This is a genomic window from Pseudomonas sp. SG20056 (assembly GCF_031764535.1).
In the GTDB taxonomy this organism is placed as follows: Bacteria; Pseudomonadota; Gammaproteobacteria; order Pseudomonadales; family Pseudomonadaceae; genus Aquipseudomonas.
The window spans coordinates 909,520-934,631 of record NZ_CP134499.1; the positions used below are offsets into that span (position 1 = coordinate 909,520).

The 25,112-nt window shown below is 57.4% G+C and carries 23 protein-coding genes and 3 pseudogenes; 11 read left to right on the top strand and 15 right to left on the bottom strand.

The features are described from left to right. Positions 1-95 precede the first annotated feature (95 nt). Positions 96-1,700 (bottom strand): AAA family ATPase, encoded by a 1,605-nt coding sequence (locus RHP75_RS04370; protein ID WP_311090610.1) that lies wholly within the window; start codon positions 1,698-1,700, stop codon positions 96-98. 849 nt (positions 1,701-2,549) lie between these two features. Beyond that, the gene (locus RHP75_RS04375) at positions 2,550-3,134 is read right to left on the bottom strand and encodes a lipoprotein (RefSeq protein ID WP_311090611.1); all 585 of its coding nucleotides are present in this window, start codon (positions 3,132-3,134) and stop codon (positions 2,550-2,552) included. A 381-nt stretch (positions 3,135-3,515) separates the two neighbouring features. On the opposite strand from RHP75_RS04375, the pseudogene RHP75_RS21160 reads away from it, so the two are divergent. The 4 genes and pseudogenes from RHP75_RS21160 to RHP75_RS04390 all read left to right on the top strand — a co-directional run. After that, positions 3,516-4,439, top strand: a pseudogene (locus tag RHP75_RS21160) (cache domain-containing protein); the annotation flags it as partial. 201 nt (positions 4,440-4,640) lie between these two features. Beyond that, positions 4,641-5,348, top strand: coding sequence for a methyl-accepting chemotaxis protein (locus tag RHP75_RS21165; protein WP_409079723.1), 708 nt, complete (start codon positions 4,641-4,643; stop codon positions 5,346-5,348). 189 nt (positions 5,349-5,537) lie between these two features. Further along, positions 5,538-6,314 (top strand): porin family protein, encoded by a 777-nt coding sequence (locus RHP75_RS04385; RefSeq protein WP_311090613.1) that lies wholly within the window; start codon positions 5,538-5,540, stop codon positions 6,312-6,314. Positions 6,315-6,756: 442 nt separating this feature from the next. After that, complete coding sequence (locus RHP75_RS04390) at positions 6,757-7,416, top strand: M35 family metallo-endopeptidase (protein ID WP_311090614.1); 660 nt, start codon at positions 6,757-6,759, stop codon at positions 7,414-7,416. Positions 7,417-7,523: 107 nt separating this feature from the next. Here the strand turns inward: RHP75_RS04390 and RHP75_RS04395 are convergent, their stop codons facing one another. Next, the gene (locus RHP75_RS04395; RefSeq protein WP_311090615.1) at positions 7,524-7,877 is read right to left on the bottom strand and encodes a hypothetical protein; all 354 of its coding nucleotides are present in this window, start codon (positions 7,875-7,877) and stop codon (positions 7,524-7,526) included. Positions 7,878-8,221: 344 nt separating this feature from the next. On the opposite strand from RHP75_RS04395, the gene RHP75_RS04400 reads away from it, so the two are divergent. Then, on the top strand, positions 8,222-9,334 hold the full coding sequence (locus RHP75_RS04400) for a hypothetical protein (protein WP_311090616.1): 1,113 nt from the start codon (positions 8,222-8,224) through the stop codon (positions 9,332-9,334). Between the two features lie 58 nt (positions 9,335-9,392). On the opposite strand, the pseudogene RHP75_RS04405 reads toward RHP75_RS04400, so the two are convergent. From RHP75_RS04405 to RHP75_RS04415, 3 genes and pseudogenes are all read right to left on the bottom strand, one after another. Further along, positions 9,393-10,583 (bottom strand): annotated as a pseudogene (locus RHP75_RS04405) (FimV family protein); the annotation flags it as partial. Between the two features lie 324 nt (positions 10,584-10,907). Next, positions 10,908-11,489 carry a DUF1415 domain-containing protein gene (locus RHP75_RS04410; protein ID WP_311090617.1) on the bottom strand — a complete coding sequence of 194 codons (582 nt, stop codon included), beginning with the start codon at positions 11,487-11,489 and terminating at the stop codon, positions 10,908-10,910. Positions 11,490-11,561: 72 nt separating this feature from the next. Next, positions 11,562-12,287 carry an endonuclease gene (locus tag RHP75_RS04415; RefSeq protein WP_311090618.1) on the bottom strand — a complete coding sequence of 242 codons (726 nt, stop codon included), beginning with the start codon at positions 12,285-12,287 and terminating at the stop codon, positions 11,562-11,564. 317 nt (positions 12,288-12,604) lie between these two features. Here RHP75_RS04415 and RHP75_RS04420 point away from each other — a divergent pair, with 317 nt between their 5' ends. Continuing rightward, a complete protein-coding gene (locus RHP75_RS04420; protein WP_311090619.1) occupies positions 12,605-13,315 on the top strand; it encodes a hypothetical protein in 711 nt (236 codons plus the stop codon). 6 nt (positions 13,316-13,321) lie between these two features. Here RHP75_RS04420 and RHP75_RS04425 read toward each other — a convergent pair whose 3' ends face one another. The 9 genes from RHP75_RS04425 to RHP75_RS04465 form a co-directional block, all read right to left on the bottom strand. Beyond that, positions 13,322-13,516 (bottom strand): hypothetical protein, encoded by a 195-nt coding sequence (locus RHP75_RS04425; protein WP_311090620.1) that lies wholly within the window; start codon positions 13,514-13,516, stop codon positions 13,322-13,324. 34 nt (positions 13,517-13,550) lie between these two features. Next, a complete protein-coding gene (locus RHP75_RS04430) occupies positions 13,551-14,273 on the bottom strand; it encodes a transporter substrate-binding domain-containing protein (protein ID WP_311090621.1) in 723 nt (240 codons plus the stop codon). Positions 14,274-14,392: 119 nt separating this feature from the next. Then, a complete protein-coding gene (locus RHP75_RS04435) occupies positions 14,393-14,995 on the bottom strand; it encodes a hypothetical protein (protein ID WP_275961792.1) in 603 nt (200 codons plus the stop codon). Position 14,996: 1 nt separating this feature from the next. Then, on the bottom strand, positions 14,997-15,359 hold the full coding sequence (locus tag RHP75_RS04440) for a response regulator (protein WP_311090622.1): 363 nt from the start codon (positions 15,357-15,359) through the stop codon (positions 14,997-14,999). 7 nt (positions 15,360-15,366) lie between these two features. Continuing rightward, complete coding sequence (locus tag RHP75_RS04445; protein ID WP_311090623.1) at positions 15,367-16,884, bottom strand: GGDEF domain-containing protein; 1,518 nt, start codon at positions 16,882-16,884, stop codon at positions 15,367-15,369. 55 nt (positions 16,885-16,939) lie between these two features. Next, positions 16,940-17,470, bottom strand: a complete 531-nt coding sequence (locus RHP75_RS04450) for a molybdopterin-dependent oxidoreductase (protein ID WP_311090624.1) — start codon at positions 17,468-17,470, stop codon at positions 16,940-16,942. 284 nt (positions 17,471-17,754) lie between these two features. Then, positions 17,755-18,096: a zinc ribbon domain-containing protein YjdM gene (locus RHP75_RS04455; protein WP_090255361.1), complete on the bottom strand. Its 342-nt coding sequence runs from the start codon at positions 18,094-18,096 to the stop codon at positions 17,755-17,757. A gap of 50 nt (positions 18,097-18,146) precedes the next feature. After that, positions 18,147-18,641 carry an LEA type 2 family protein gene (locus tag RHP75_RS04460; RefSeq protein ID WP_311090625.1) on the bottom strand — a complete coding sequence of 165 codons (495 nt, stop codon included), beginning with the start codon at positions 18,639-18,641 and terminating at the stop codon, positions 18,147-18,149. Positions 18,642-18,792: 151 nt separating this feature from the next. After that, complete coding sequence (locus RHP75_RS04465; RefSeq protein WP_090255356.1) at positions 18,793-19,587, bottom strand: outer membrane protein OmpK; 795 nt, start codon at positions 19,585-19,587, stop codon at positions 18,793-18,795. Between the two features lie 519 nt (positions 19,588-20,106). Here RHP75_RS04465 and RHP75_RS04470 point away from each other — a divergent pair. From RHP75_RS04470 to RHP75_RS04490, 5 genes and pseudogenes are all read left to right on the top strand, one after another. Beyond that, complete coding sequence (locus RHP75_RS04470) at positions 20,107-20,748, top strand: response regulator transcription factor (RefSeq protein WP_311090626.1); 642 nt, start codon at positions 20,107-20,109, stop codon at positions 20,746-20,748. A gap of 784 nt (positions 20,749-21,532) precedes the next feature. Then, positions 21,533-22,129 (top strand): annotated as a pseudogene (locus RHP75_RS21170) (methyl-accepting chemotaxis protein); the annotation flags it as partial. Between the two features lie 30 nt (positions 22,130-22,159). Next, positions 22,160-22,528: a response regulator gene (locus tag RHP75_RS04480; RefSeq protein WP_160078540.1), complete on the top strand. Its 369-nt coding sequence runs from the start codon at positions 22,160-22,162 to the stop codon at positions 22,526-22,528. Between the two features lie 10 nt (positions 22,529-22,538). Then, a complete protein-coding gene (locus RHP75_RS04485; protein ID WP_311090628.1) occupies positions 22,539-22,877 on the top strand; it encodes an STAS domain-containing protein in 339 nt (112 codons plus the stop codon). Next, positions 22,874-25,087 (top strand): chemotaxis protein CheA, encoded by a 2,214-nt coding sequence (locus tag RHP75_RS04490; RefSeq protein WP_311090629.1) that lies wholly within the window; start codon positions 22,874-22,876, stop codon positions 25,085-25,087. The genes RHP75_RS04485 and RHP75_RS04490 overlap by 4 nt, the downstream gene beginning before the upstream one ends. Positions 25,088-25,112: the final 25 nt, after the last annotated feature.

Consider the following 25,112-nt stretch of genomic DNA (forward strand, 5'->3'; position numbering starts at 1 on the left):
CTCGTCTTAAAGTACAAGGCCCCAGATGAAGGGGCTTTGTGCTTTTTGAATATAAATAATTTAATGTTGTGCGGGACTTTAATAGTCGTTATTAATTATAAGGCTCTTTCCCAGGCTGCTTGTAACGCTTTGTAGAGTATCGATAAGGAAGACTCAAACTGCTCTAGGGTTATCTGGTCGCCAACTAATTTGGCTAGCTGTTTTTTTTGGCGTCCATTCATGGTGTTCACTTGATTGCTATCTCGTGCCCATGGAGTGTCTTTAGGGTAACACTCCTCAAGACTGCCAAATGGAAGCACTAGTATTTGTCCATTATGATTTAAGTCTTTGTGGATTCCCATGAACTCATCAAAGCCTGGACGAGCTCTCGCTGTGGGTTGGTCGCACAGGATAATTGTACGGTCTTTGTATATGCTAGTTCCCATAGGGGAAAATGCTTTCGATATTGCATTTATTGACCGGTTTGCTTGGTGGGTGTCGCCTTCGGCTGAAATTATTTGAATTGCTGGTTTTTTTGGGTAGTGGTTTTTTATTACTCTTGTAAGTAGTTCAAATTCACTTGGGCCTTCTACGATCAAGAAGTTTCTTGGCAGTAGTAGGTCTGCTGGGCTTCCACCGAGAAGCTCGTAGATAATATATGGTTTGTCTTTTTCGTCAGTTTTAAATATCTCGGTTCGGCATTCTGATTTCTCTGTCTTGAATACGCTTTCTTCTTGGCTCGAGTCGGCAACGAAGACAGATGAGTGTGTGCTTATGAAAACTTGGTCTAAATCTTCACTTAGCTCTTTTAGAACGTTTTTCAGTTTTCTTTGCGCTGTAGGATGTAGATGTAGCTCTGCTTCGTCGATAAAGAAAAGGAATGACTTTCCGGCATCCTCTCTGTTTTTTCTGTAATCAGCATAGGCTTGGATTATTGCAAGCATAAGTGCTCGCTGCATTCCATCGCCTTTCTCGCTAGCGTAAGTTTCGATGCCGTCGTCTACTACAGTTTCGAATTTTTTTAGCAGATCACTAAATTCAGGGGAGAGTACTTCGAAGTAAACTTTCGAGCATTCGGAAAACTGTTTTTCCAAATGGTTTTTTACTGATGCTCCTAGAGCTTTGAAATGTTGGCTTACAGCAGACTCTTCGGAGTTAAATAGGTCGTCAAATTTTTCTCGAAATGCTCTGTATTTAGGGTCGTCATTTAATATTTCTTCAATTACAGAAGATAGCATGATTCCCACTGCGCTTTTCTGATTATATTTTGTGAACTCTTCGTAGTACTGTCGGGTGTGTATGTATTCGAATTTTGGTAGGAAGTCGTTTAGCGCTGTGTCAAACCCGGTGGGGTTTTTAATGGTTTCATCATTTATCTCAACGGTTCTCTTTTTGGGTTCGGTGCTTCTTCTGGTTATTACAAGTTTGTCTGCGCCGTTAAGCACGTTAAGTATTTTTGTCCTGTTCCCTTCGTTTATCATGTTTTCGGCACCGTGCTGAGCGCCGGAGAACTCTACGCTTACTTCTACTTCTTTCTGAGGGTCTCGACAGAATTTTATGTCGTCGGAAGTTCCTGTGCCAGTATAGAACCAATTTATTGCTTCAAAGAAATTGGTTTTCCCGGTGTTGTTCTGTCCGATAAGTATGTTGAAGTCTGATGCTTCAATGTTGGCGTTTTCAATGGATCGGAAATTTGTGATTTTTATTCTGGATATTTTCATTCTTCCTCCTTGAATGAGGTTGGCTCGACCTTACTGCGAATTGATAGCCATGCGCCATAGTTTGCGCATTGGATTTTGGTCTTGGTGTGTGTCCGCCGCTTATGTGTTGTTCGGGGTAATGGTTCCGCCCTTACGGCGGCTCACTTTTGGCAGACGCCCCAAAAGTAAGCAAAAAGTCTTGCCCCTTGCATCCGGGTCTCGCTGTGCTCGACTTCCCTCGTTCCATCATTGCTCCAGGGGCCGGCGTACAAGGGCCGTCCCTGGCCCTTTACGCCTCTCGCCGCATCCATGCGGCTCGTTCCCTTCCACAACGATTCCACTCGGCCTTCTGATGGGGCGTTTGGCGTCGTCTGTGTAATCGCGGATTGAAAAGCAAAAACATGGCGGGTTTCACCCGCCCTACAGGCTACGACTACGAACCCGTAGGAGCGGCCCATGGCCGCGATGCTTTTGCTTTTTTGCCGTCCACAAATCGCCTAGACAACGCGATCCCCGAATCCCGTCAGGAGGCCGAGCGTAGGTGCTGTGGAGAGGGGCGTTTGGCATGGATGCCAAACGAGGAACGATGGGCCAGGGATGGCCCACCGTGACGACCCTCGGAACAGCACCGGAGCGAGGGAAGTTGAGCGCAGCGAAACCCGGATGCCGGGCGCGCTTTCTCTTTGGTTACTTTCTCTTTGCGCGCGCAAAGAGAAAGTGACTCGGCGTAAAGCCGAAACCAGTAAGTACTGGCAATACACATGCGGCGGGTGTCATTGAACGCCAAGCCACTACAGCCCATGCCGTCAGCAAGTAGGGTGGATGACGCTGTATCCATCCACCACTGCGGTCGTTGCCCGAGCGACGGGCTTACTTCTGGGCCAGATTGAGCTGGTTATAGTCCTGAATAAACTCGCGCAGGATGTCGTCCAGGGCCAGTTTGGTGGATTGCTGGATGGCGTTTTTCATGGCGAAGGAGCCGCCCCAGAACATTTTGCCGCCCTGGCTTTTGCCCTCGACCTTGTAGGTTTTGGAGAACAGTTGCTGTTCGTCCGCGCTGACGTTCACCTTCAAGGTGATGTAGGCGCGGAAGTCGGCGAAGCGGTATTCCTGCAGCTCGAAGCTCAGCAGCGGCAGATCACCACTCTGGCGCGCTTCGAGGCGGCCGAAGGCTTGTTGTACGTCCGCCGATTGCAGGGTGTCGTCGAGCATCTGGCCGAAGTTGACGATCCACAGGTTGGCATGGCCCACCACGGCGGAGCGGAATTCGTAATGGTGGCTGCTGGTGGCCGGGCTCAGGGCGTAGGCGGCAGGGCCGCTGGCGCTGGGCAGTTGGCTGTCCCCGGTGTTGTTGCTCAGGTAGGCGGGGTAGTCCTCGGCAATCGGGTGCTTGATGGTGCAACCGGTCAGGGTGGCGAGCAGGGTCAGGGCCAGCAGGTAGGCAATCTTTTTCATGGCGAATCCTTGTCGATACAGCGGGTTAGTGCGCAAGGAACGGCCATCTGCTATCGCCCGTCCCTGGGCGGCGCACAGGCTAATGACAATGTGCGGTGATGGCAAATTGGCATTGATGATGCTTGGGGCGCTTTTTATGCAGATGGCGTCAGCTACTGAGTCTCACGCTGGCGCTGTCATAAGCCTTAACTATCCTCAACAAGCGCCGATAGAGCGTATTACTAGACAGCTAGAAGGCGACATTCCATGAGCATCAAATCCAAATTGCTGGTGAGTTTTCTGGTTGCAACCCTGATTCCGGTTCTGGTGGTGGCGCTGCTGACGATTCGCAATGTCACGCAGCAGGCCAAAGAGAACTTTCTGGTGTCCAGCAGCCTGGATATGAAACTGGTGAACAACAGCTTCGCCACCTTCTTTGATTCGGTGGGCCATACCGTTTCCGCTCTGGCGGAATACCCTGCCGTGCAGGATGCGCAGAACGGCGAGCTGACCACCTACTTCGGTGAGGCGCGCAAGCCGGGCGAGGTGGCCACTGCCAATGGTGGGCGCGAGAAGCAGATCTTCGATTACTTCTCCAGCATCGGTAAGAACAACCCCACCTTCGGCTACGTGTACATGAGCGATACCAAGGGCGGCTATGTGGAGTGGCCGGGCACCGGTGATTACGGTGATTGGGACCCGCGCACGCGTGAGTGGTATCCGATTGGTCGCGACGCCAATTTCACCCTGGCCCGCCGCGACGGTTATTACTGGGAGCCGGATGACGCGGTGTATGTCTCGGTGCTCAAGGGCTTCAAGGACACCGCCGGGCAGTTTGCCGGGGTGGTGGCGGTGGATGTGTCGCTCAAGGCGCTCACCGATATGGCGCAGAAGGTGCGCTTCGGTGAAACCGGTTTCCTGATGCTGGCAGAGAGCAGCGGCACCTTGCTGGTGGATGGTTTGACGCCGGACAACAACTTCAAGAAGGTCAGCGAGCTGCCCGGCGAGCATTTCGCGGTTATCGGTAAAACCGAGAACGGCCTGGTGGAGGTGGAGATCGACGGGGTGGCGTATATGGCCAACGTCTATACCTCGCCTGAGCTGGGCTGGAAGTTTGTTGGCTTCAAGCAGGCGGACGAGATTTACGCCAGCGCCCGCGAGCTGACCTGGATCACCCTGATTGTCTGTGTGGTGCTGGTGCTGGTATTCGGTGCGGCGGGGGTGATTATCGCCAACCGTATCGTCAACCCGATCAATCTGGTGAAGGATGGGCTGCGTACCATCGCCCAGGGTGAAGGCGACCTGACCCGTCGGCTGGAGTTGCTCAGCAGTGATGAAACCGGCGAGCTGGCCAAGTGGTTCAATCAATTTATCGCGTCGATCCAGGGCATGATCAAGGTGATCAAGGAAAACGCCATCAGCATGGATGGGGTTTCCAGTGATACCAACAAGCGCACCACGGCGATGTCCGCCACGCTGCAACGCCAGCTGAGTTCGGTGGAGCAGATCGTCACGGCGGTGACCGAGATGTCTTCGGCGGCCAACGAGGTGGCCAAGACCTGTGTGCAGACCGCCGAGGTGTCGGAGCAGGGCCTGGTGGCCACGCGCAATGGCAAAGAGGTGATTGGCCGTAGTACGTCTGGGGTCAACAAACTCGGCACCAGCATCCAGAACTCCAGCAAGGTGATTCAGGAGCTGGAGAAGGAAACGGTCAATATCAACAACATCCTCTCGACTATTCAGCAGATCGCCGAACAGACCAACCTGCTGGCGTTGAACGCGGCCATCGAAGCCGCCCGCGCGGGCGAGCAGGGGCGCGGGTTTGCGGTGGTGGCCGATGAGGTGCGCAACCTGGCCAAACGCACTCAGGACTCTACCGAGCAGATCAACAGCATCCTCAACCTGCTGGTCAACCGCATCAAGGAAGTGACGGTGAGCATGGACCAAAGCCTGGTCGAATCGGGCAAGGCCATCGTGCTGTCCGAGGAGGTCATGGCCGCCTTCGAGAGTATTGAAGGCAAGGTGCAGATGATCCGCGACATGACCATGCAGATCGCTACTGCGACTGAGGAACAGCATCTGGTGACTGAGGAAATCAACCAGAACATCGTCGCCATCAACGACGCAGTGACGCAGATATCCGCGCAAGCCGCCGAGGTGGAAAGCTACGCCCAGGAACAAAGTGGCCTAAGCAGTGAACTGAAACAACTGGTGGTGCGTTTCCGCACGGAGTGAGGCAGGCCGGCGTATTGCGCTGGTTAATCCGTAGAAAGTCTCACAGATGGTTTGCTGCTGTGCCCGTGGGCCGCTCAATTTTCGCGGCCCACGCTTCAAGGGGGCCTGGGCTGCTGGCAATGCGCCATGCCATCATTAATAATCGCCAGACCTGTCGGCTAAAGCCCCCCCCATCCAAGGAGATCTGCATTGCGCCATTCCTATCTCGCCGCCCTCAGCCTGTTCAGTGCTGCCAATCTGCTTCCCGCTCTGGCTTATGCCGATTCTGCCCGCGACTGGTCCGGGGCTTACTTCGGCGGCAGCCTGGGCGCTGCTGAGGGTAAGGGTGATACTTCGACGCGTGCTTCTGTTGGCGGCCCTAGCGATTACTTCACCACTACCGACCCACAGCAATTACGTGATGCGGGCGATGGCAGTGTCTCGCAATGGAACGCCTCGGGCGGCCTGTTTGGTGGCTATGGGCTACAGCAGGGCAATCTGTACTGGGGCGTTGAGGCCAGTATCAATAGCTTGAGCTTCGATGAGGCACGCAGTGAGTCAGCGGTATACCTGAGCGCCCCAGCAGACAGCTTCATCCTTGAGCAGTCTGTCGAAGCCGACTGGCAAGGCACCCTGCGCGCCCGTTTGGGGTTGGCCCAGGATCAGTGGTTGGCTTATCTGACCGCCGGCATAGCGGTGACCCGGCTCAAGCTGGACTCTCAGCACAGTGATACATTTCTCGACGATGCTCGCGGCCAAGGTTCCAGTGAAGAGACCAAGACCGGCTGGGTTGTGGGGGCTGGTGGTGAATATGCGCTGAGCGAGCGCCTGTCCCTGCGGGGCGAGTACCTGTATGCCGATTACGGTTCGGTGGATACCTCGTACGCCGTCACCAACCCGGGCAACCCCGGTCTGAGCAGCACTATCAGGGATAAGGTGGACTTCAAGACCCAGACCGTGACACTGGGCTTGGCGTACCGCTTCTAAGCTATATCTGGCCCGTTGTTCTGGCGGGCCTTCTTTTTGCTCCATCTATTTCCTGCCCTGACCGCGCACATCCCTATCGCTAAGAGTTGGGCGAGTTGGCAGGACGCTTCTGTTGTGCATGACGTTGCTCTATCCAGCCCCATAACCGCGTACAGCGGAAATCGATTCGATGGGCGCATGCATGCGCATCCTCAAGGATCAGATCCAGATGTCCACCCTGAGTGTTGAGCTGCGCCAGCAGATGCCGGCCAAGCCCCGCCACTATCTACGGGCCGCTTGGCTATCTGTACAAGGGCGCCGAGTGGTTTGTCACTAAGCTGTTCATCATCCGCGAATAGCCAGCGGAAAGGCTTCCAGCTGATTGTATTGCGTGCGGGGTTTTACAAGGGGTTGCCATCCGCAAATGCGATGGCAGCCCCTAACCTGCACAAGGAAGCCGATCATGGACATCACTCCCGTTTCATTTTCTACACCGTTGTCTTTTTCACGCCTGCTGGGCGGGCTGGCGTTGCTGTTGGCGCTGGCGCAGCCGGCTATGGCGGTAAACATCGTTTACGACGGCTCATGCGCTAACGCGCCTGATCGCCTTGCGGTTGCCAATGCGGTGGCGCGCGCCACGACCTGGTCAAATGATGCCTACAACCTGGTGAACAACAATGAGCAGGCACTGCGTAATAACGGGCCGAGCTCTTATCTCACCTGGTTCGGCACCTTTGAACAGGGCCGCTATCAGCGAGTGCGCAGTGTGCTGGACGGTGTGCGTTTCAAGCTCAGCTCAAACAGCACGCTGACTGCCTATTGCCGGGTCAATCCGGCTGTGCCTTGCAATAACCCTGGTTATGTTGCAGCCACTAATGCGCGCGTGCGGGGTGATTTTGATGTGTGGTTCTGCAATGCCTTCTTTGCGCTGCCTGCCAACGTCGGGTTTGATACCCAGGCCGGTAGCGTGCTGCATGAGATGACCCACTCGATTGGTAATACCGAGGATATTCTTGGTGGTTATGGCCCAGCTAACGCGGCGAATCTGGCCACAAATACCCCAGGTCGTGCTGTCGATAATGCGGACAATTACGAGTTCTTTGTCGAGCAGCTTTATGACTGATGCCGCCTTCCTGCGCTGTGGATGAGCTGCAGCGCAGGGTGCCAGTGATGTGTTCTAGCTGGCTGATACTGATAAAAAAGCCCCGCATTTGCGGGGCTTTTTGTTTATCAGCGATAGCCGTGGCCATGGCCGTCGTGGCGACGGTGTTTGTGGCCATGCCAGCGTTTGTGGCGCGGCCGTTCCTGCACGTAATACACCGGGGCTGGTTGGTAGTAGACCGGCTGGCGTTCGTAGTACACGCGGCGTGGAGGGTAATAAGCCGGTGGCGGCGGGTAGTACTCGCGCGGTGGCGGGGTGTAGACCTGTACGGGGCGGCTTTGGCTGACGATAACGCCACCAATCACCGCGCCCACCACGGCTCCGGCAATCGCTGCGTCACGGTTGGAGGCCTGCGCTGGGGCCTGGGCAAACAGCGCCAGACTGGCCACTAGGCCGGTGATAAGGGGGATACGCGACAGCATGATCGAAACTCCTCTGCAAACCGGTCTTTTCCGGCTTGTAGTTTCGACACTGGGTGTTGCCCGGCATTGCAGGGCGCAATGTAAAGCCTGTGTAAAACAGGGCGGCGTGGGCTGACTGAACGCAGTGCAGAACGGCCAGAACGATACTGTCTGTTTTATGCCTGGCTGGGAGGTGCAGTTTTGATCAGAAGGCAGTTCGGTTGTGTGGTGGCAAGAAATATTTGGCAGTATCGGCAGGCTGGCGGAGCAAAGAACAATTCAATCCGTCGCCTTTGCTTCTGTACTTCAGCCTCGGGCCTGGAGGCTGAAGTGAAGAGGATTCTTCCTCAATAAAGGAGTCGCTTATGTTGAGCCGCAAAGGATTTCTGCTTGTCGCAGCCGCTGGGCTGTTGGCCTGTCATGCTCAGGCCGCTGATGTCACGGTCAAGCTTGGCAGTACCGAGCGCGTCACCCGTTTGTTTGCCTATCCCAACAACTGCAATGTGATCTGCTATCGCGATTGGACGCTGGAGCAGACCGCTGAGCACTACCTGCGTCAGAGCTTGCAGCGCGATGGTTACGACACCGCCAAGGTCACCGTGCACCGCGAGCAGCAAGACCTCTACGCCAAATTTACCGAGGTGCCCGAGGGCTACGGTAAGCCACTCGAGCAACTGCTGAAGACCGGGGAGCTGGCCTACGCCGGCGCCAAATTGCTCAACAAGGACGGCAAGTGGCAATACAACTGGTCGTTGTTCCTGCCGCTGGGTATGGCGCTGGATAACCGCAAGAGCGTTGAGCTGCTGCATTTCCCACCGGATTACTCGCTGACCCAGGCGCAGGATTATCTAGAGTCGAGCACCACAAATCGTTGGGCTGACCTACTGACCGAGAACGGCATCAGTGCGGCGCAGACGCCGGCCTTCCAGACCATCATCGACATTGCGCCGATTGCCGCACCCGCCAACGCCGGCAGCGCGCTTGAGGGGGTTTACAGCTATTTCAACGCCTACCAGACGCAGATGGTCATGCAGTTGACCGCCGGTGAAGGCGGCCAAACGCTGCCGATGGTGGCTTTCGGCAGCCCGGTGCGCAGCTGGGTTAATCAGCAGTACGGGGTTTCTGTCGATGTCCTCGGTCTGGCGCAGATCAGCCCAGCCGCTGGGCAGCAAGTGGCCGTGCTCGGCGCCAACCACCCCAGCTACATCTGGTATGCGGCTGACCCGGAAAACTATGACGGCGATCAGCAGAAAGCCGATGCAGCGGGGCTAAAAGTCATGGGGCAGGACCTCAGTGCCGCCTGCTGGCAGGCGCGTATGGGCGAACAACCCAATCAGGACGCGAGCCCGGTGCTGAGCGCCTGCAGCGAGAAGTGGCAGGTCACTGACAAGCTGCAAACCTGCGAGTTGTTCTACACCTCGGTGCGCAACCTGACTCCCGAGGCCGCTCAGGCCAAGTGCACCCCAGCGAGTAGCTAAGTGCTGCGATCAAAGCCCACAGCTGTGGGCTTTGATCGCTCTGGGCTTAAGGAATAGCTGGTGTTGCAGCGCCTGCTGTAGCTTCTGGCATGCCAGGCGTCGCCGCTGGCACCTGGTTCTGCGCGGCCAGATGAGCCTGTAGCTGGGCCATCTGATCGTTTTTCAATTGGATCAGGCGCTGCAGTTTGTCGAGTTGGCTTTGCAGGTCGGCAATACGGCTTTTCAGCTCAGCGTTTTCACGATTGGTCGAATCGAGGCTCTCCTGGGTTACCGCCAACTGATCAAGCAGGGCCTTGTTGCCTGCGCTGCCTTTGTCACTGCCGGTGCCCGCCTTGTCGCTGCCTTCGGCAACCAGTTTCAGGTTATCGCGGCGTTCAAGGGTGGTTGGCGTAGCGGCTGCGGTATTGCGCTTGCTGGCATCCAGCTGGCGGGCGCTGGCAGCAACACTGCGCGCTTCACGCCAGGCCGCAGTCTGCTGGTTAACCTGAGCAATGGCGGCGCTTTGCGTGCGGCTGTTGATTTGTTGTGCATCGGGTAGGCGCAGCACCTGACCGCTTTTCATGCGGTTGATGTTGTTATCGATAAAGGCCTGCGGATTCAGCTCCTGGATCGCCAGCATGGCCTGGTGCACGCTACCGTCACCCCGCACACGGTTGGCAATGTCCCAGAGGTTGTCGTTGGCGGTGGTCTTGTACTCATTGCCTGCCTGCGCTGTGGCAGCAGCGCCGAGGGGGGCTTGCTGAGTTGCAGTAACCGCCGGACGTGCTGCAGGCGGCTGTACCCGTGCAGGAGAAGAGGCTACGGTTGCCGGCTGTTGTACTGCGGCAGGGATAACGCTTTGCGCGGTGTAGAGCGGCGGGTCCAGCAGCAGGGTGTATTCGCGCTGCAAGCGGCCGTTCGGCCAGAGCACCTGTACCAGGAAGTTCAGGTAAGGCTCGCGCATCGGCTTATTCGAGGTCACCCGGATAACGCTCTTGCCATTGGCTTTGAGCAGCGGGGTGAATTTCAGGTCGGTCAGGAAGAACTGACGATCAATCCCGGCTTTGTTAAATGCTTCCGGGGACGCCAGGGTCGGGATCACTTCATTGGCATCCAGGCCACGGCTTTCCAGTAGCTCGATCTCAGCTACCAATGGCTGATTGAGCTCTGACTGCAGCGTCACTTCACCCAGCCCTAGCGCGTGCGCCATGCCGGATGACAGCGCCGAAGCCGCTGCGATTGCCAGCACCAGTTTACGAACCCGAGCCATAGCGTTATCCCTTGTTTTATCTGTGTCTTGACCCGCGAGAGGGTCGTGAGCGTTGTTGCCAGCGGCCCGCAGAGGTGAGCGCATTCGGCAAGCAACTCGGCCAGTATTGGCAGCTGCGAAAGACGTGGGATTTTATTGAGTCGCGCCGATCAATTGTGTTGATCAGCTTGCAAATCTCTCAAGGTTCTTGCTTGGAACTGCGCTCAATAGCGTCCATTCGTCGGGTACGTAGCATCCCCACGCTCATTTGCATGGGCGTGGGGACTGAGCTGGATAGATACGCTGTCGTGCCGTCAGGTGTTCTGGCAGCCCTGCGTTTGTGGCTTAGCTGGTTTGCGCGTCTTTGCGGCATTGCGCCTGCAGGGCGGCCCAGCCTTCTGCGCCGAGGTCTTCCAGGGTCTGGATATTGGCCTCGAAGATCGCCTCCGGGTCGGGGAAGGCGGCTACGGCGCGATCGATGCTGGCTTCACGGAGGATATGCAGGGTCGGGTAGGGCGAGCGGTTGGTGGCGTTGCTGACATCATTGACGCTGGTGTCAGCAAACTGGAACTGCGGGTGGAAGCTGGCCACTTGCAGAGTCCCGGCATAGCCGAGATCGTCGAGGGCGTCATCGGCCACGGCGAGAAAGTCGTTGAAGTCGAGAAAGTCGTTGAGCGCGGCGGGGTGGATCAGCAGGGTGGTGTCGGTTTCGCTGGGCTCGCAGTTGGCCAGGTGGTGCAGCTCATCAATCAGCATGGCGAGCAGTTCCTCCGGCTCGGCGCTGGCACACACCACATAGCGCACTTGTCCTTTGACCTGCACGGCCTTGGCGAACGGACAGAGGTTCAGGCCGATCACGGCGCGATCAACCCAGGCGCGGGTTTCAGCAATGGCGTGGGCGGCGCTTGGGGCGGCGGTGCTGGGCATAGGGCAATACTCGGGCTGGCGTGGTGTGAAGTTTAGCGTCAATAACTGCGCGCAGGCTCTTGGGATTGAGGTTTAACCACTGTTGCGTTGCGGGTTGCCGGCGCGGCGTAGCGGGTTGCAACGGCCAATATCGATGGCGCCGACATAGGGGTTGCCGTGGCCCATTACGCAGCCGACCTGCTGATTGCGCCAGCGCTCCCACTCGCTGATCGGGTATTGGCGGCTCCAGGCTTCGTAGGTGCGCCGGTCGAGTTTGGACAAGCGCAGCTGATAACGCTCGGCCATATACAGATAGATGCGCGCCGCTGCTCCGCGCGCATGGGGCGGCGGCATGGCGGTTTTCGCCTTGAAGTTGACCACCATCGGACAGCTTCCGTACTGCGTGGGTTTGTCGCTGAGCATGCCGAGGGCGTAGTTGGAGCGGTCACCATTCACCTCACCGATGCTCGGCACCAGGTTATGCAGGTCAGCTTCGGCGGCTTTGAACGTGGCGTCTGTGCGGGTGCAGTTCTTGCGGCCGCCGTTCTGCCAGCACAGACGCTGATGGCCGATTACCCAGGCTGGCACCACATGTTCCCATTCAAGGCGCTGGGCACGGCGCAGTTGTTTGCGCGGGCTGTAGCCGCAGCTGCCGAGGTCGACCCGGTTTCCGTTGTAGGCACATTGGCAATAGAAGGTGTTTGGGCGTTCGGCATACAGCCGCCAGGCAATTTTTTTCGCGGCGTTGAAGGTTTTCGGAGCGTCAGCGAAGGCGGGCAGGGTAACTAGCAGGCAAAGCAGGACAAGCAGACGCAGCATGGGGCACTCGGCAGCCAAAAAGCTGCGGATCATACCGCTTAAAGCGCTCTGCGACGGGCCTTTTGACAATGCATTGATAAGTGGTTGGAAATCTTTTGCGCCTCAGACGGTCTGTTGGCAGTCCACCTGAGCTTATGCAGCTAGGTGCTTGATTGTGCTGAAAGTCATGTATTCAGGGAGGAAAACTGGCCAATCTGGATTTTGTTGCTAGCGTTACCCCATCACACCGCAGCGGACGACCTCCTCTGATGAGTACTGTGCAGCGTTGGCAATGGCTAAGAAATGGGCCCGTCTGGTCGGACGGCAATGCTGTGGCAATGCGCCTGTCGTTGCTGGTTGTGCTGTTGCTGGCGGTCAGTGGGTGCTCAACCCGGCAGGACCATCAAACCATTGTCAGCAACCGCAGTCCGATCAAACCCACCGAGTTCTTCCAGAGCCATGCTGACCGTATGGCTACCCTGGGCATGCGCAACAATCTCAACAGCCTCTACCGTTTGATGGACAAGTTGTACCTGCGCAATCCGCGTGAGTGGCGTAAAACCGGTTTGGCTGATGTGGAGTCCGCCAAGCGCGCGGTACACCGTGCTATCGAGCTGGACCAACCATTGCCGCAGCTGGGCGGGCGTACCGATGTGGCGGCGCTGAGTTATGCCCTGAGCGCCGAGTACCAGGGCGATCGCGTGGGAGCGTTTATCTATTCGTTGGCGAGCATGCTGATCACTGCCCACGGCGGGCGCACCGAGTACTACCTGAGCGACACGCTGGACCCGCAGTTTATCCATAACGCCGCGCGTAATTTCGAGAAGGCCAGTTGGATGCTCGCCCAGCGTACGGATGCCGGCGGCAAACCCTGGCTATTGTCCAACGAGATTTCTGCCGAGGGGCATAACCTCAGCTATGCCGTGGAGTTCGGCAAGATAGTCGCACGTCTGGATCTGCTCACCGATGTGCTGGATGAGCGCTATCGGCGCATGGGCGTGAGCTATGCCCAGGGGTTGCTATTTATGAACTTCCTACCGGTGCAGTAAGGCCGTTCAATAGCCTTCTTCCAAGCGTTTATTGCTCTGCGCATTGGCCGCTTCGATCTGCTGTTTCAGCTGCTCGGTCTGCTGCTGCAATTGTGCCGCCTGCTCTGCTTGCAGGCTGGCGGTGGCCGCCGTTTCACCGAGGCCGCAGCCGCTCAGGGCTAAGGTGGTTGATAGCAGTAATAACGAAAGGGCGACGCGCATGGTGGCTCCTGGGCAAATAGATAAAAGACGCGGCTTAGTGCCAGCGCTTGTAAATGCTATCCAAGGTGCCAGCCTGTCTTAAACGCTCCAGCGCTGCCGAGAACTGTTTGGCACGGACGCTATCACCCTTGGCGAAGGCCACATAACGCGGCATTTCCACCAGCGGTTTGGGCAGGATGTGTATGTTCTCTTCCGCACGTTGCTCGCGTACGAAGTACATCAACTGCACCCGGTCGCCGACTATCACATCAATGCGTCCGGCCAGCAGCATCGACACCAGCTGACGTGGGTTCTGTGCACTGGTGTCGCGTGATAGTTCAGCTTTGTCAAAGTCCGACTGGTAGGCATAGCCGCGTACCTGGCCAATGATGTAAGGCGACAGATCCTCGAGTTGGGTCCAGTCGCTGAGGGTGGTTTTGCGCGAGGTCATAAATACTGTGGAACCGGTGCGAATCGGCCCGACCAACTCGTACTGCTGCATGCGCTCAGGGGTGCCTGCGAACTGAAAGGCCATGGCCACTTCGCTGCGGTCGATCATGCGTTTGACCCGCTCCCAGGGATATAGGCGCAGGCTGTAGGCGATCTTGGCCTCTTGCATAACGGCCTCCACCAACTCGACATCCAGCCCGCGCGGCTGGTCGTCCTCAATGGTGACAAAGCTGTAAGGCGCAAATTGCTCATCGCCCACCACTTTCCATGGTTCGGCCTGCACAGCCCAGGGCAGTAGCAGCGTCAGGCATAGCGCAACAATACGCATAAGGTCCTCCAGGCGGGCGCCTTGAACGAGCGACGTGCTCTGTATTGATGCTAGCCAATTACACGGCAGACGTTGCTGGCGATGGGCTGCTTTAAGCGTCTTTATGTAACCGTCTGCTGTTAACCAAGCGTGGCAATAAAGCGGTTGACCGCTTGTAACAGGTCTTCGTAGGAGGTCGAGTTCATTACGAAGACCACGAAGCCTTCGATGTCCTGTTTTTTCAGCTCGAAGCGGATATGGATCAGCATCACCACATGGTTCTGCACGCGGGTGCCGAGCACTTTGCGGGTGTCGCCGGAGTCGACCGAGGGCATGCTGCATTCAAATGGCGTGCTGGTCATTTCCGCCAACGAGGCCAGGCAGGCGTTGAGCACGACGTTGCCGACTTCCAGCAGGGCGTCGCGCTGGATCTGTAGCAGTTCGGTGCCGGGCGGTACGTCGCCGATCAGCATCTTGACCATCTCCAGGCTCTTGTCCTCGGGGAAGATCAGCAGCGCGTTGCCGGAGAACATGCCCTGGAATGGTTGACGGATGCAGTACATCGAAGCGCTTTTCTTGCCGAGGTGTTCGGTCACTTCGCTGACCGTGACAAAGTGCAACTCCGGCACGCACAGCAGCACTTCATCCTGGAGCATTTCGCTCATGGCAGCTGCCGCGCGACCTATGCCGATGTTGAACATCTCGCAGAGCACATCCGTTTGCAGGCTTGATAGTTTGAGCATGTCACTGTCCCAGCGCTTGCAAGAGCGCTGGCCCCTTGTCGGCAGTTATCGGTTTGGCCAGAAAGGTTAGGCCAAGGGCTTGGATCTGCTCCTGGATGGCCGACTGGATGTTGGCTGTGAGCATGACAATTTTGATGCCGGGGTGCTCCTGGCGAATCACTGTTGCGGCTTCCAGGCCGCTGATTCCGGGCATATTCAGGTCCATGCTGATCAGGTCGATGGGGTGTTGACGGCAGGTATCGATAGCCGCCTGACCGCTGGCGGCTTCAAACACGGTCCAGCTGGGTTGCAGGTTGGCGAGGATGCTCTTGGTCATCATGCGCGAGACCATGCTGTCATCGACGATAAGAAAGTTCTTTGCCATAGCGGTATCAAATCTCCACGCGATTGCGGCCAGTGGTTTTGGCCTTATAAAGCGCCTTATCAGCCGTTATCAACATCTGCTCCAGGGTCGCGTTCTGTTGCGGGTTGAATACGGCCGCACCGATTGAAATGGTCATATGCAGATCGTCGCTGGCGCTGTTTATCGGGGTGGCTGCGACGGCCTGGCGCAGCCGCTCGGCGCTTTCCAGAGCCTGTTGCCGGTCGGTGTGCGGCAACAGCACAGCAAACTCTTCGCCGCCCATGCGGCCAATGATATCGGCATCGCGCAGGGTATCGCGCAAGGTCTGGCTAAGGCTGCAGATGGCTGCATCGCCAACCGCGTGGCCGTAGGTATCGTTGATCCGCTTGAAGTGGTCGATATCGATCATCAGTACGCTGCACGGATGTGCGTAGCGTTTGCAGCCATCCAGTACCTGCTCGCCGAGTTTGTAGAACGCGCGCCGGTTGTACAGCTTGGTCAGTGAGTCGGTATTGGCCTGGGTTTCCAGCAGGTTGAGCAGGTTGCGATGTTCGCTGACATCAAAGCCCCAGAGCAGGTGAGCGAGTTTTCCTTCGATCTCCACCAGTTTGGCCGACAGTGAGCTCCAGTAAGGCTTGTGCGGCATGACCTGGGCTTCCCAGTTGTCGACGCGACCGTATTGATCAAGCTCGTCGATAAACGCCTCACCTTGCTCTGGGGCGACCAGCAGGCTTTTCAGGAACAGCTGCGGTGGCGGCGAACTGAGCTCCAGCTTGTCGAGCAGCGTCTTGTTGATAAACAGCACATCGCCGGACTCGGCATTCACCAGTGCCGCCTCACTGGGGCTGGCGTCGAGAATAAACATCAGCAACGCCTTGCTCTCGGCCAGCTGGCGGGTGCGGCGGTTGACGCGCGTTTCCAGGCGCTTGTTCAGCGATTCGAGGTGGCTGGACAGGCGCTTCATGATTTGCCGGTCCCAGATCAGCTTGATTACCAGGAGGGTGATGCCGACCAGCAGGGCCACCAGAATCCAGGCGAGTAGAGCGAACTGTTGGTAGTGGCTGATGCGTATATTGTCCTGCGCGATCGAGCTGGCGATATGTACCGCGAGCACCACGTGGCGAAGGCCTTCTGAGAGTTCGTCGACCTGGGTCGCGATCTCCTGGGTAACCTGGCTTGGATCGGCGCTATTAGCCAGGCGATAACTCCAGGACTCAGTACGTTCGCTGAGCTTTTCCAAGGTCTGCAAGGCATTGGGCAAGGTCGGCAGGATCGATTTTGAAACTCTTGGGGCGAACTCGGCGGGCTCAAGAAGGCTGCTCAGTACTTCCAGGCGTACGCTCAGCTCATCGTGATCGGCCTGTGGAGGGTTTGCCGCAGCTGCGCGGGCCACGCGGCCAAGGTTGTGCAGTTCCAGCGCGGTATTGGTGACATACCAGAGCTCATTGTTCTGGTGCGGTTTGGCGAGGGCATGCATTTCCAGCTGGGTTATGCGCAATGCAAAGAGTGTGGTTGCGGCCATCAGAATAACGGCCAACAGCAACATTTCAGTCAACCAACTGTCACGGGCTGGTCGTTTGAATAATCTGTTCAGAAAGAACTTATTCAATATGGATTTCATTGATCTGCCAGACTGATCTGTTTATATAAATTTGCTGATTAAGTTTCTTAAATTTATTGAATGGGTAGATCAGGATAAATGGTCCCTTATCGCGAATGGTCAGGTTTTGTCCATCGCGCCGGTAGGCCAGAACGGGATTGAATTGTTCGATATCACTCATTGGGAGTGTTGCGTAATAGCCGTTGAGGGCTTGTATGCGCACGGCCTGAGCGCTGTTGCCGCTTAGTTTGAGCAGGTCCTGCAGGCTGATGCCTTGCCAGCTGTGGGTGCCCTGAATGCCCAGCGATTCCGGCAGCTGCAGGGTCAGACTGCTCTGCGGCAGGGCATCGAGGTTTTCCAGATTCAGGCGAGTGGTATTGGCTGCGCCTTGAGTGTCGACCCAGTGCAGCGTCAGCAGTGTTTTGCTGCGAACGGGTAATGGAGTTTGTGTGGCGCTGGCTGCCATTGAATAGAGCAGAGATAGAATGGTGATAATTCCGATATGTCTAGTTATAAATCGGCTCTTCATCATTGTTTGATCTACCTTGGGGTGGCGCCAATATTTATATGTCCAGCGGTATTCTTTTGTTTTCTTATATTTGATTTATACGGTGTGCCAGTGTGTCGCCCTGCGTCTAGGCAGTTAGCGATCAGCCATTGTAGCCAGAAGGTTAGCCCAGGATTGCAAAGCAGGTAGTTCGACTAGATTGTCAGTAATTTCGGGTAGCGCGTTGCTAGGTAGTTTTACGGGGTGGCGTACGCGGCGCATAAAAAAGCCCCGGCAGATGCCGGGGCTTTTGGTTGGCGGGTGCTGCCTCAGACTTTGCGCACGAACTCGGATTTCAGCTTCATCGCGCCAATGCCGTCGATCTTGCAGTCGATGTCGTGGTCTCCGTCGCACAGGCGGATACCTTTGACCTTGGTACCGACTTTGACCACCAGGGATGAACCTTTGACTTTCAGGTCTTTGATCACGGTGATCGTGTCGCCGTCCTGCAGCACGTTACCCACTGAGTCCTTGATCACCTTGGCGTCATCTGCCGCGTCACTTGCGCCAGTGGCCGACCATTCGTGGGCGCACTCCGGGCATACCAGCTGGGCGCCGTCTTCGTAGGTGTACTCGGAATTGCATTTGGGGCAGGGCGGCAACGTGCTCACGGCGGGTCCTTGATAGGTCGATAGGAAAAGGCCGCATATTGTATAGGGTTTTATGGTGTCGCGCCCGGCGCTGGCGGTTGTGGCCAATTCAGCGTGCCGCGGTCATTAAAGCGCCAGGTGCCGAACAGGCCATTGGCCAGTTTGCCACGCAGCTCATAGGGCAGCCCCTGGCCGTCCTGATAGCCGGCCATGCCCCAGGCCTGGCGCAGTGCGGCGTAGGCGGAAAGGCTGACCTGAATGCGCAGAATGCTTTCGCCATAACGGGGGACTTGCCCGCGTTGGTCACTGACGCCACTGAGCAGCGGGTGCTGATTGACCTGCAGCTCAAGGTCCACACCGTCGAAATCGATGGGCTGGTCATTGGGGTTCTGTATCCGCAGTTTGATTGCGAAGCGTGCTTCCAGGCCTTCACCGGGCAGCGGCTCGATACCGACCAGTTCGATGCGCAATGGGTCGCGCGTGGCCAGGGTGCTGCACGCAGCCAGGGTGAGCAGCAGGCTGACAAGCAGGGCGCGGACGAATGTGTGGTGAAGGGCGTTGGGCATGCTGGGTATCCACTGCTGAGTAATCACAGAGTAGAAGACCCCGAGAGCGCGGCGATTACGCCGCAGCAGGGCAAATTAGCGCGAGCAGGGTTGTTGCAGGAGATGCCCGCCAGCCAGTAATCACAGGTGCTGGCGGGTTTTCAGCTGATTATCAGAAGTGCGCTTTTACCAGCAGGCTGGCGGTGTTCTGATCGGTCGCGCCGACAAAATTGTCGCTGACAAAACCGCTGTCTTCGATACCGTACTTGTCTTTCCAGTAGTCGTATTCGATACCGACATACAGCTGCTTCTCGCCCCAGTTCATGGCCTTGCCCAGGTCGTACTTGATCTGAGGGTTGAAGTGCAGGTTGGCGTGGTAGCTCTTGTCGTTGTCGACCACCCAATCCATAAAGCCGTCGATGACGATGTCGGATTTACCCACCGGGATGGTGTAGCTCCACACCGGAGTGATCTGCCAGACGTTATCGCCGTCGCGCTTGCCATCGGTCGTGCGGTTGTAGAAGTTCAGCGAGAAGTAGTCGAAGCCGGGAATTGCCAGATCAAAGCCTGGGCCGATCAGGTAGGACTCGACATCGTCTTCACCGAATTCATAGGTAGTGGCCAGCAGCACATCCTTGATCGGGCCGAATTCCAGCTTGCTGTTGAACAGCTTGCCGAACGACAGGCGCGGTGAGAACTCGCCGTAGAAGGTGTGGCCGTCGCCTGCGCCATTGGTGGCGTCGGTGTTGTACTTGATGGTGTCGACGAAGAAGAACAGGTCGCCGATAGCCCAGCCACTGGCGTGTTCAAAGGTCACGGTCTGCTGGATTTCCGGGTCAATCTTGTAATCCTGGCCATACAGGTAGGTCAGGCTGTTGTTCTGCCAATGCAGCAGGTCACCCGCGACGGCCTGGCCGCCCGCCAGAAGCCCGCCCGCCAGGACCAGAGAAGAAAGAGTGCGGTTCATCAAGTGGTGCTCCCCAAAGTGCTGAATTATCGTTTTAAACCTGTCTGAGTGGTCAGGCTGTCGGAGCTTGAGCAAGAACAAGGCCAAGTCCTGCATTTGCTCACGACGCCACCACTAGAGCGCTGCGGGCGCGCACTCTAGTGGTTTCCAGGGGAATGTAAATACGCTGCATGCACTGATAACTGACCGGCTGGACAGATTCAGCTTTAAGTTGGTGCGTGGTGGCGCAAAGCAGAACACTTTGATGCGCCGCTCCGGTCAAAATCGATCAGCTAGTTTTGTGCGACTGAAAAGTCCTAGCGTAGCGTGACGGTAGTCTTATTCCTGCACGATGCGCGCATCTGCCCTACATTTCGCCTCAGTAACTGGCTGATTGTTCGCTTGGTAGCACTCACGCAGAATGCGCCGCGCGTTTGGGGCTGGCCAGTCGGTTGCCAGGCGTTGCACGATAACCATACCAAGCCAGGGAGCGGTTTCTGTCAGTTGTACCGGGGTGTGCCCCGTCTGAGGAGTCTGTAAATGTCTGCGCGGGTTGTATTGGTCGATGATCATGAGCTGGTGCGAGCGGGTATTCGCTCGTTGCTGATCGAGGCCGGATATGAGGTGGTGGCCGAGGGCAGTGATGGTGATCAGGTCGAGGCCTTGGTCGAACGCCATCAGCCGGATGTGCTGCTGCTCGACCTGACCATGCGCCGCTGTTCGGGGCTGGAGGCGCTGACCACTGTGCGCTCGCGCTGGCCGGTGCTGCCGGTGATTCTGTTGTCTATGCATGACACCCGCGACTATGTGCTCAAGGCCATGCAGATGGGCGCCAGCGGTTATCTGCTCAAGGATGCGGCAGTGATTGAGCTGCAGCTTGCCCTGCAATCGGTATTGGGCGGCCACCGTTACCTCAGCCCGCGGGTGGCCGGACAGGTGATTGATGCGGCCTCCGGGCGCAGCGGCGAAGACCCGCTTGAGTTGCTCACCAGCCGCCAGCAGGAAGTGCTGTACTGGCTGGCCAAGGGTAAGAGCAACAAAGAAGTGGCGTTTATCCTCAACCTTAGCGTGAAGACTGTGGACACCCACCGTGCACAGATCATGGAGCGCCTGGCCATTCGCGACCTGGCCGGCCTGGTGATGTATGCCTTACGCCGCGGCATTATCAAGCTTGACGAGTAAACCCCCGCTTTCTGTCTAGGTAGATTTACCTGCGCCCACCGGTAAATCACTGATAAGCCTTTTGACGTCAATTTTATAAGCTCCCCTCTGAGCGATGGCAGTCGGCCATCTGCTGGCTTATGGCCATTATCTGGGTGGTCGCTCGCTGATACTTCGAGCCTGACCTATAGTTTTTTCGGCGCGCGCATTTGTGTTTCGCCACGGCCGGTTTGTGCGGTGACTTCCTTCGTCAGTACCGAGAGTGTTCATGATCAAGCATCCGCGACTGATTGCTTATGCTTCGCGCCCCTGGTTGGTAGCCGGCGTCGCTCTATTGCCTGCGGCCTGTTTGTTGCTCGCCAGCGTCTGGTGGCATGGCCTGTTGGCGGCCGGCGTGTTGCTGGTGTGGCTATGGTTCCTGGTCTCCAGCCCGGCGGTCGAGCAAGCGACGCTTGAGCCTCAGGTATCGGCGCAGGCACTGGGCGAGGTGCAAAGTAGCCTGGCGGCGATGCGCGAACTGCTTGATGCGGTACTGCCGTTGTGGATGCGTCATATCGAGCTGGTCAACGGCCAGACGTCCAGCGCCGCTGGTGGCCTGACCGAGAAATTTATCAGCATGAGCCAGCAGATCAGCCAGGCGCTGGATCTCGGTGCAGATGAAGGCGGTGGCGGGGTGTTCGAAGTGCTGCGCAGCGCCCAGGTCGAGCTGCCGCATGCGGTGAAGATGCTCGACGACACTCAGGGCGAACGCGAGCGTTTTCTGGTGGAAATCCGCGAACTCAGTCGTTTTGTTACCGAGTTGCATGGCATGGCCGAGGATGTCGCCAAGATCGCCTCGCAGACCAACCTGCTGGCACTCAACGCTGCTATCGAAGCGGCACGAGCTGGTGAGGCCGGGCGCGGTTTCTCGGTGGTCGCCGACGAGGTGCGCAAGCTGTCGTCGATGTCCGGCGAGACCGGCACCAAGATCACCGAAAAAGTACAGGTCATGGGCCGCTCCATGGAATCCATGGTGGCGCGGGCCGAGCAGATGGACAGCAGCAGCCACGCCAGCATCGAGGCCGCCGAACGCATCGTCGGCAAGGTGCTCGGTGAACTGGGCGATGGCGTAGCGCAGCTGGAACAGCGCCTGCAGATGCTTCAGGAAAACAGCCGCGAGGTCGAGCAGACGGTCAACGCGGTATTGGTTGACCTGCAGTTCCAGGATCGCGTCAGCCAGATCATTTCGCATATCAGCGAGGACATGCAGCGCCTGCGCGACAGCCTCGCCGAGCCGGTGGTGCCGGCCAGCCGCGATTGGCTGCGGCGCCTGGAGTCGAGTTACACCACCCTGGAGCAGCAGCGCGTGCACAGCGGTCAGCGTGCCGCCAGTGTCGAGCAATCCTCGGTCACCTTCTTTTAACGCAACTTCAGAACCACAGGATGCAGAGTAATGGGAAAGACGGTCTTGGTAGTGGATGACTCGACCAGTTTTCGGCAAGTTGTTGGCATTGCCCTCAAGGGCGCCGGTTACGACGTGCTGGAGGCCTGTGACGGCAAGGACGCACTGAGCAAGCTGGACGGTCGCAAGATCAACCTGATTGTCTCGGACGTGAACATGCCGAACATGGACGGTATCACCTTCGTCAAATCGGCCAAGCAGCTGCCGGCCTACAAGTTCACCCCGGTGATCATGCTCACCACCGAGGCGGGTGAGGCGAAGAAAGCCGAAGGCAAGGCCGCCGGCGTGCGTGCCTGGGTGGTCAAGCCCTTTCAGCCGCCGGTGCTGCTCGATGCAGTGTCGAAACTGATTCTGCCCTGAGGACGTACCTGTGACCGTAATAAACAGTCGTGAAGAAACTGGACGGTACATCTTCGAAATAGCAGGCGAATTCAATATCTACAGTGCTGTCCAGCTCAAGGATGAACTGCTCGGTCTGCTGGGCAGCCATAAGCAGTTGGAGATTGACCTGGGCGCGGTCGAGGATTTCGACAGCACCGGAGTGCAGATTCTCTTGCTGCTCAAACGCGAAGCGCAACGCCAGGGTCGTAGCCTGACCTTTATCCAGCATTCGCCGGCGGTGCGCGAAGTGCTCGATCTGCTCAACCTGGTGGCCGAACTCGGCGACCCCATGGTGATCCCGCTAGACGCTCGCGGAGGTCGTCCATGAACCTTGATCAAGCCCGTGGCGCATTGGTTCAGGAAGCCCGCGAATTGCTGGTGGACATGGAAGATGCCCTGCTGGAAATCGAAAGCGATGGCTACAACGCCGAGCGGGTCAACGCCATCTTCCGTGCCGCGCACACCATCAAGGGCTCGGCCGGGTTGTTTGGCCTGGAGTCGCTGATCAACTTCACCCATGTGGTGGAAAGTCTGCTCGATCAGGTGCGCAACGGCGAAAAGTCTCTGGATGGCAGCATGCTCTCGCTGCTGCTGACCTGCGGCGACTACATCGGCAGCCTGATTACCGCCGTCGAAGACCGCAGCGAAGCCATTGATCCCAATCCCGAGCTGCGTGCTCATTTGATCAGCCAGCTTAATGAATACCTGGAACAAGGCGTCGAGCCCGTCGTCGAGCCGCTGCCCGAGCAAACGCAACTGTCACAGGTACCGAGTGGCAAGGTCGATGTGTTGACCGGCGAAGAGGTGGGCAGCGACCTCTGGCATATCTCGCTGCGGCCCAATAGCGATGTGCTGCGCAATGGCATCGATCCACTGTCGTTTCTGCGTTACCTGAGCAAGCTGGGGCGCATCGTTTACCTGCATACCCTGACTGACACCTTGCCACTGGCCGAAGACTTCGATGCCGAAAGCAACTATCTGGGTTTCGAAATCGAGTTCGAGTCCCAGGCCAGCAAGCAGGAAGTCGAGGATGCCTTCGAGTTTATTCGTGAGGACAGTCAGCTGCTGATCCTGCCGCCGCACAGCAAGATCGAGGCTTACCTCAACCTGATCGTCAGCCTGCCTGAATCACCGCGCAAACTCGGCGAAATCCTGCTCAAAAGCGGCGCGCTGACTGCCCACGAACTGCAGCGCGTGCTCGCCCTGCAGTCCGCCGCGCCGCAGCCGGCACCACCGCTGGGCACCTTGCTGGTGGAGGAGCAACTGGTAGCGCCGCCTCTGGTATCGGCGGCGCTGAGCAAGCAGAAACAAGCCGACGACAAGCGCGGGCATGAGCAGGTGTTTATCAAGGTCGAGGTCGGCAAGCTGGATGAGCTGATCAATCTGGTGGGCGAGCTGGTAATCGCGGGTGCGGCGGCCAGTCTGTCGCTGCGCCAGGGCAGCCCGGCGGCCATGTCCGAGGCTAACGAGGCGGTGGCAACCCTGGTTGAGCATATCCGTGATGCCTCGCTGTCGCTGCGCATGGTGGCTATCGGTGAGGTGTTCCAGCGTTTCCCGAGGGTGGTGCGCGATATCAGCAAAGAGCTGGATAAAGACATCGAGCTGCTGATTACCGGTGCGGACACCGAGCTGGACAAGTCGATGGTGGAGAAACTTGCCGATCCGCTGATGCATATCGTGCGTAACGCCATGGACCACGGCATCGAGCGCTCGGCTGATCGCCTGCTCGCCGGCAAGACCCAGCGCGGTACGTTGCGTCTGAATGCCTATCACGAGTCCGGCAGTATCGTTATCGAAGTCACCGACGACGGCCGCGGCCTGGATCGTTCACGCATTCTCGCCAAGGCGCTGGAAAAGGGCCTGGTACAGCCCGATCAGGTACTCAGTGACAGTGAAGTGTTTCGCCTGATTTTCGAGGCCGGCTTCTCGACTGCCGAAGCGGTGACCAACCTGTCCGGGCGCGGCGTGGGCATGGATGTGGTGCGCAGCAATATCGAAAAGCTGCGCGGTGAGGTCGAGGTGCTCAGCGTCTTCGGTCAGGGCACCACGGTGCGCATTCGCCTGCCACTGACTCTGGCGATTATCGACGGCTTCCAGGTGCGGGTTGCCGATGAGGCCTTTGTGTTGCCACTGGATCAGGTGGTCGAGTGTGTCGACCTGGGTCAGCAGCAAGACTTGCATGACCTGCTCAACCTGCGTGGCGAGCCGTTGCCCTATGTGCGCCTGCGCAGCCTGTTCGGTCTGCCGCCAAGCGATGGTACGCGCGAGAGTCTGGTGGTGCTGCAATTTGGCAGTAACCGCGCGGGTGTAGTGGTGGATCAACTGGTTGGTGAACTGCAGGCGGTGATCAAACCCCTAGGACAGATTTTTGCGCAAAACAAGGTGCTCAGTGGCTCCACCATTCTCGGTGACGGGAGTGTGGCGCTGATTCTTGATGTCGCCCATTTGATTCAGCGTGCCAGTGCAGCCGCTGAAAACTCAGTCAGTGCCAACCTCCGACGTGCAGATGGCTCTGCCGCCGTGGCACGGACTCAATAAAAAGCCGGGAGAAGAAAATGTTCGA

Bases quoted from the DNA above. Each gene is read 5' to 3' on its own strand.
- RHP75_RS04370 (WP_311090610.1), bottom strand. From the start codon at position 1,700: ATGAAAATATCCAGAATAAAAATCACAAATTTCCGATCCATTGAAAAC.
- RHP75_RS04375 (WP_311090611.1), bottom strand. From the start codon at position 3,134: ATGAAAAAGATTGCCTACCTGCTGGCCCTGACCCTGCTCGCCACCCTG.
- RHP75_RS21165 (WP_409079723.1), top strand. From the start codon at position 4,641: ATGTCTTCGGCGGCCAACGAGGTGGCCAAGACCTGTGTGCAGACCGCC.
- RHP75_RS04390 (WP_311090614.1), top strand. From the start codon at position 6,757: ATGGACATCACTCCCGTTTCATTTTCTACACCGTTGTCTTTTTCACGC.
- RHP75_RS04395 (WP_311090615.1), bottom strand. From the start codon at position 7,877: ATGCTGTCGCGTATCCCCCTTATCACCGGCCTAGTGGCCAGTCTGGCG.
- RHP75_RS04400 (WP_311090616.1), top strand. From the start codon at position 8,222: ATGTTGAGCCGCAAAGGATTTCTGCTTGTCGCAGCCGCTGGGCTGTTG.
- RHP75_RS04410 (WP_311090617.1), bottom strand. From the start codon at position 11,489: ATGCCCAGCACCGCCGCCCCAAGCGCCGCCCACGCCATTGCTGAAACC.
- RHP75_RS04415 (WP_311090618.1), bottom strand. From the start codon at position 12,287: ATGCTGCGTCTGCTTGTCCTGCTTTGCCTGCTAGTTACCCTGCCCGCC.
- RHP75_RS04420 (WP_311090619.1), top strand. From the start codon at position 12,605: ATGCGCCTGTCGTTGCTGGTTGTGCTGTTGCTGGCGGTCAGTGGGTGC.
- RHP75_RS04425 (WP_311090620.1), bottom strand. From the start codon at position 13,516: ATGCGCGTCGCCCTTTCGTTATTACTGCTATCAACCACCTTAGCCCTG.
- RHP75_RS04430 (WP_311090621.1), bottom strand. From the start codon at position 14,273: ATGCGTATTGTTGCGCTATGCCTGACGCTGCTACTGCCCTGGGCTGTG.
- RHP75_RS04435 (WP_275961792.1), bottom strand. From the start codon at position 14,995: ATGCTCAAACTATCAAGCCTGCAAACGGATGTGCTCTGCGAGATGTTC.
- RHP75_RS04440 (WP_311090622.1), bottom strand. From the start codon at position 15,359: ATGGCAAAGAACTTTCTTATCGTCGATGACAGCATGGTCTCGCGCATG.
- RHP75_RS04445 (WP_311090623.1), bottom strand. From the start codon at position 16,884: ATGTTGCTGTTGGCCGTTATTCTGATGGCCGCAACCACACTCTTTGCA.
- RHP75_RS04450 (WP_311090624.1), bottom strand. From the start codon at position 17,470: ATGATGAAGAGCCGATTTATAACTAGACATATCGGAATTATCACCATT.
- RHP75_RS04460 (WP_311090625.1), bottom strand. From the start codon at position 18,641: ATGCCCAACGCCCTTCACCACACATTCGTCCGCGCCCTGCTTGTCAGC.
- RHP75_RS04465 (WP_090255356.1), bottom strand. From the start codon at position 19,587: ATGAACCGCACTCTTTCTTCTCTGGTCCTGGCGGGCGGGCTTCTGGCG.
- RHP75_RS04470 (WP_311090626.1), top strand. From the start codon at position 20,107: ATGTCTGCGCGGGTTGTATTGGTCGATGATCATGAGCTGGTGCGAGCG.
- RHP75_RS04480 (WP_160078540.1), top strand. From the start codon at position 22,160: ATGGGAAAGACGGTCTTGGTAGTGGATGACTCGACCAGTTTTCGGCAA.
- RHP75_RS04490 (WP_311090629.1), top strand. From the start codon at position 22,874: ATGAACCTTGATCAAGCCCGTGGCGCATTGGTTCAGGAAGCCCGCGAA.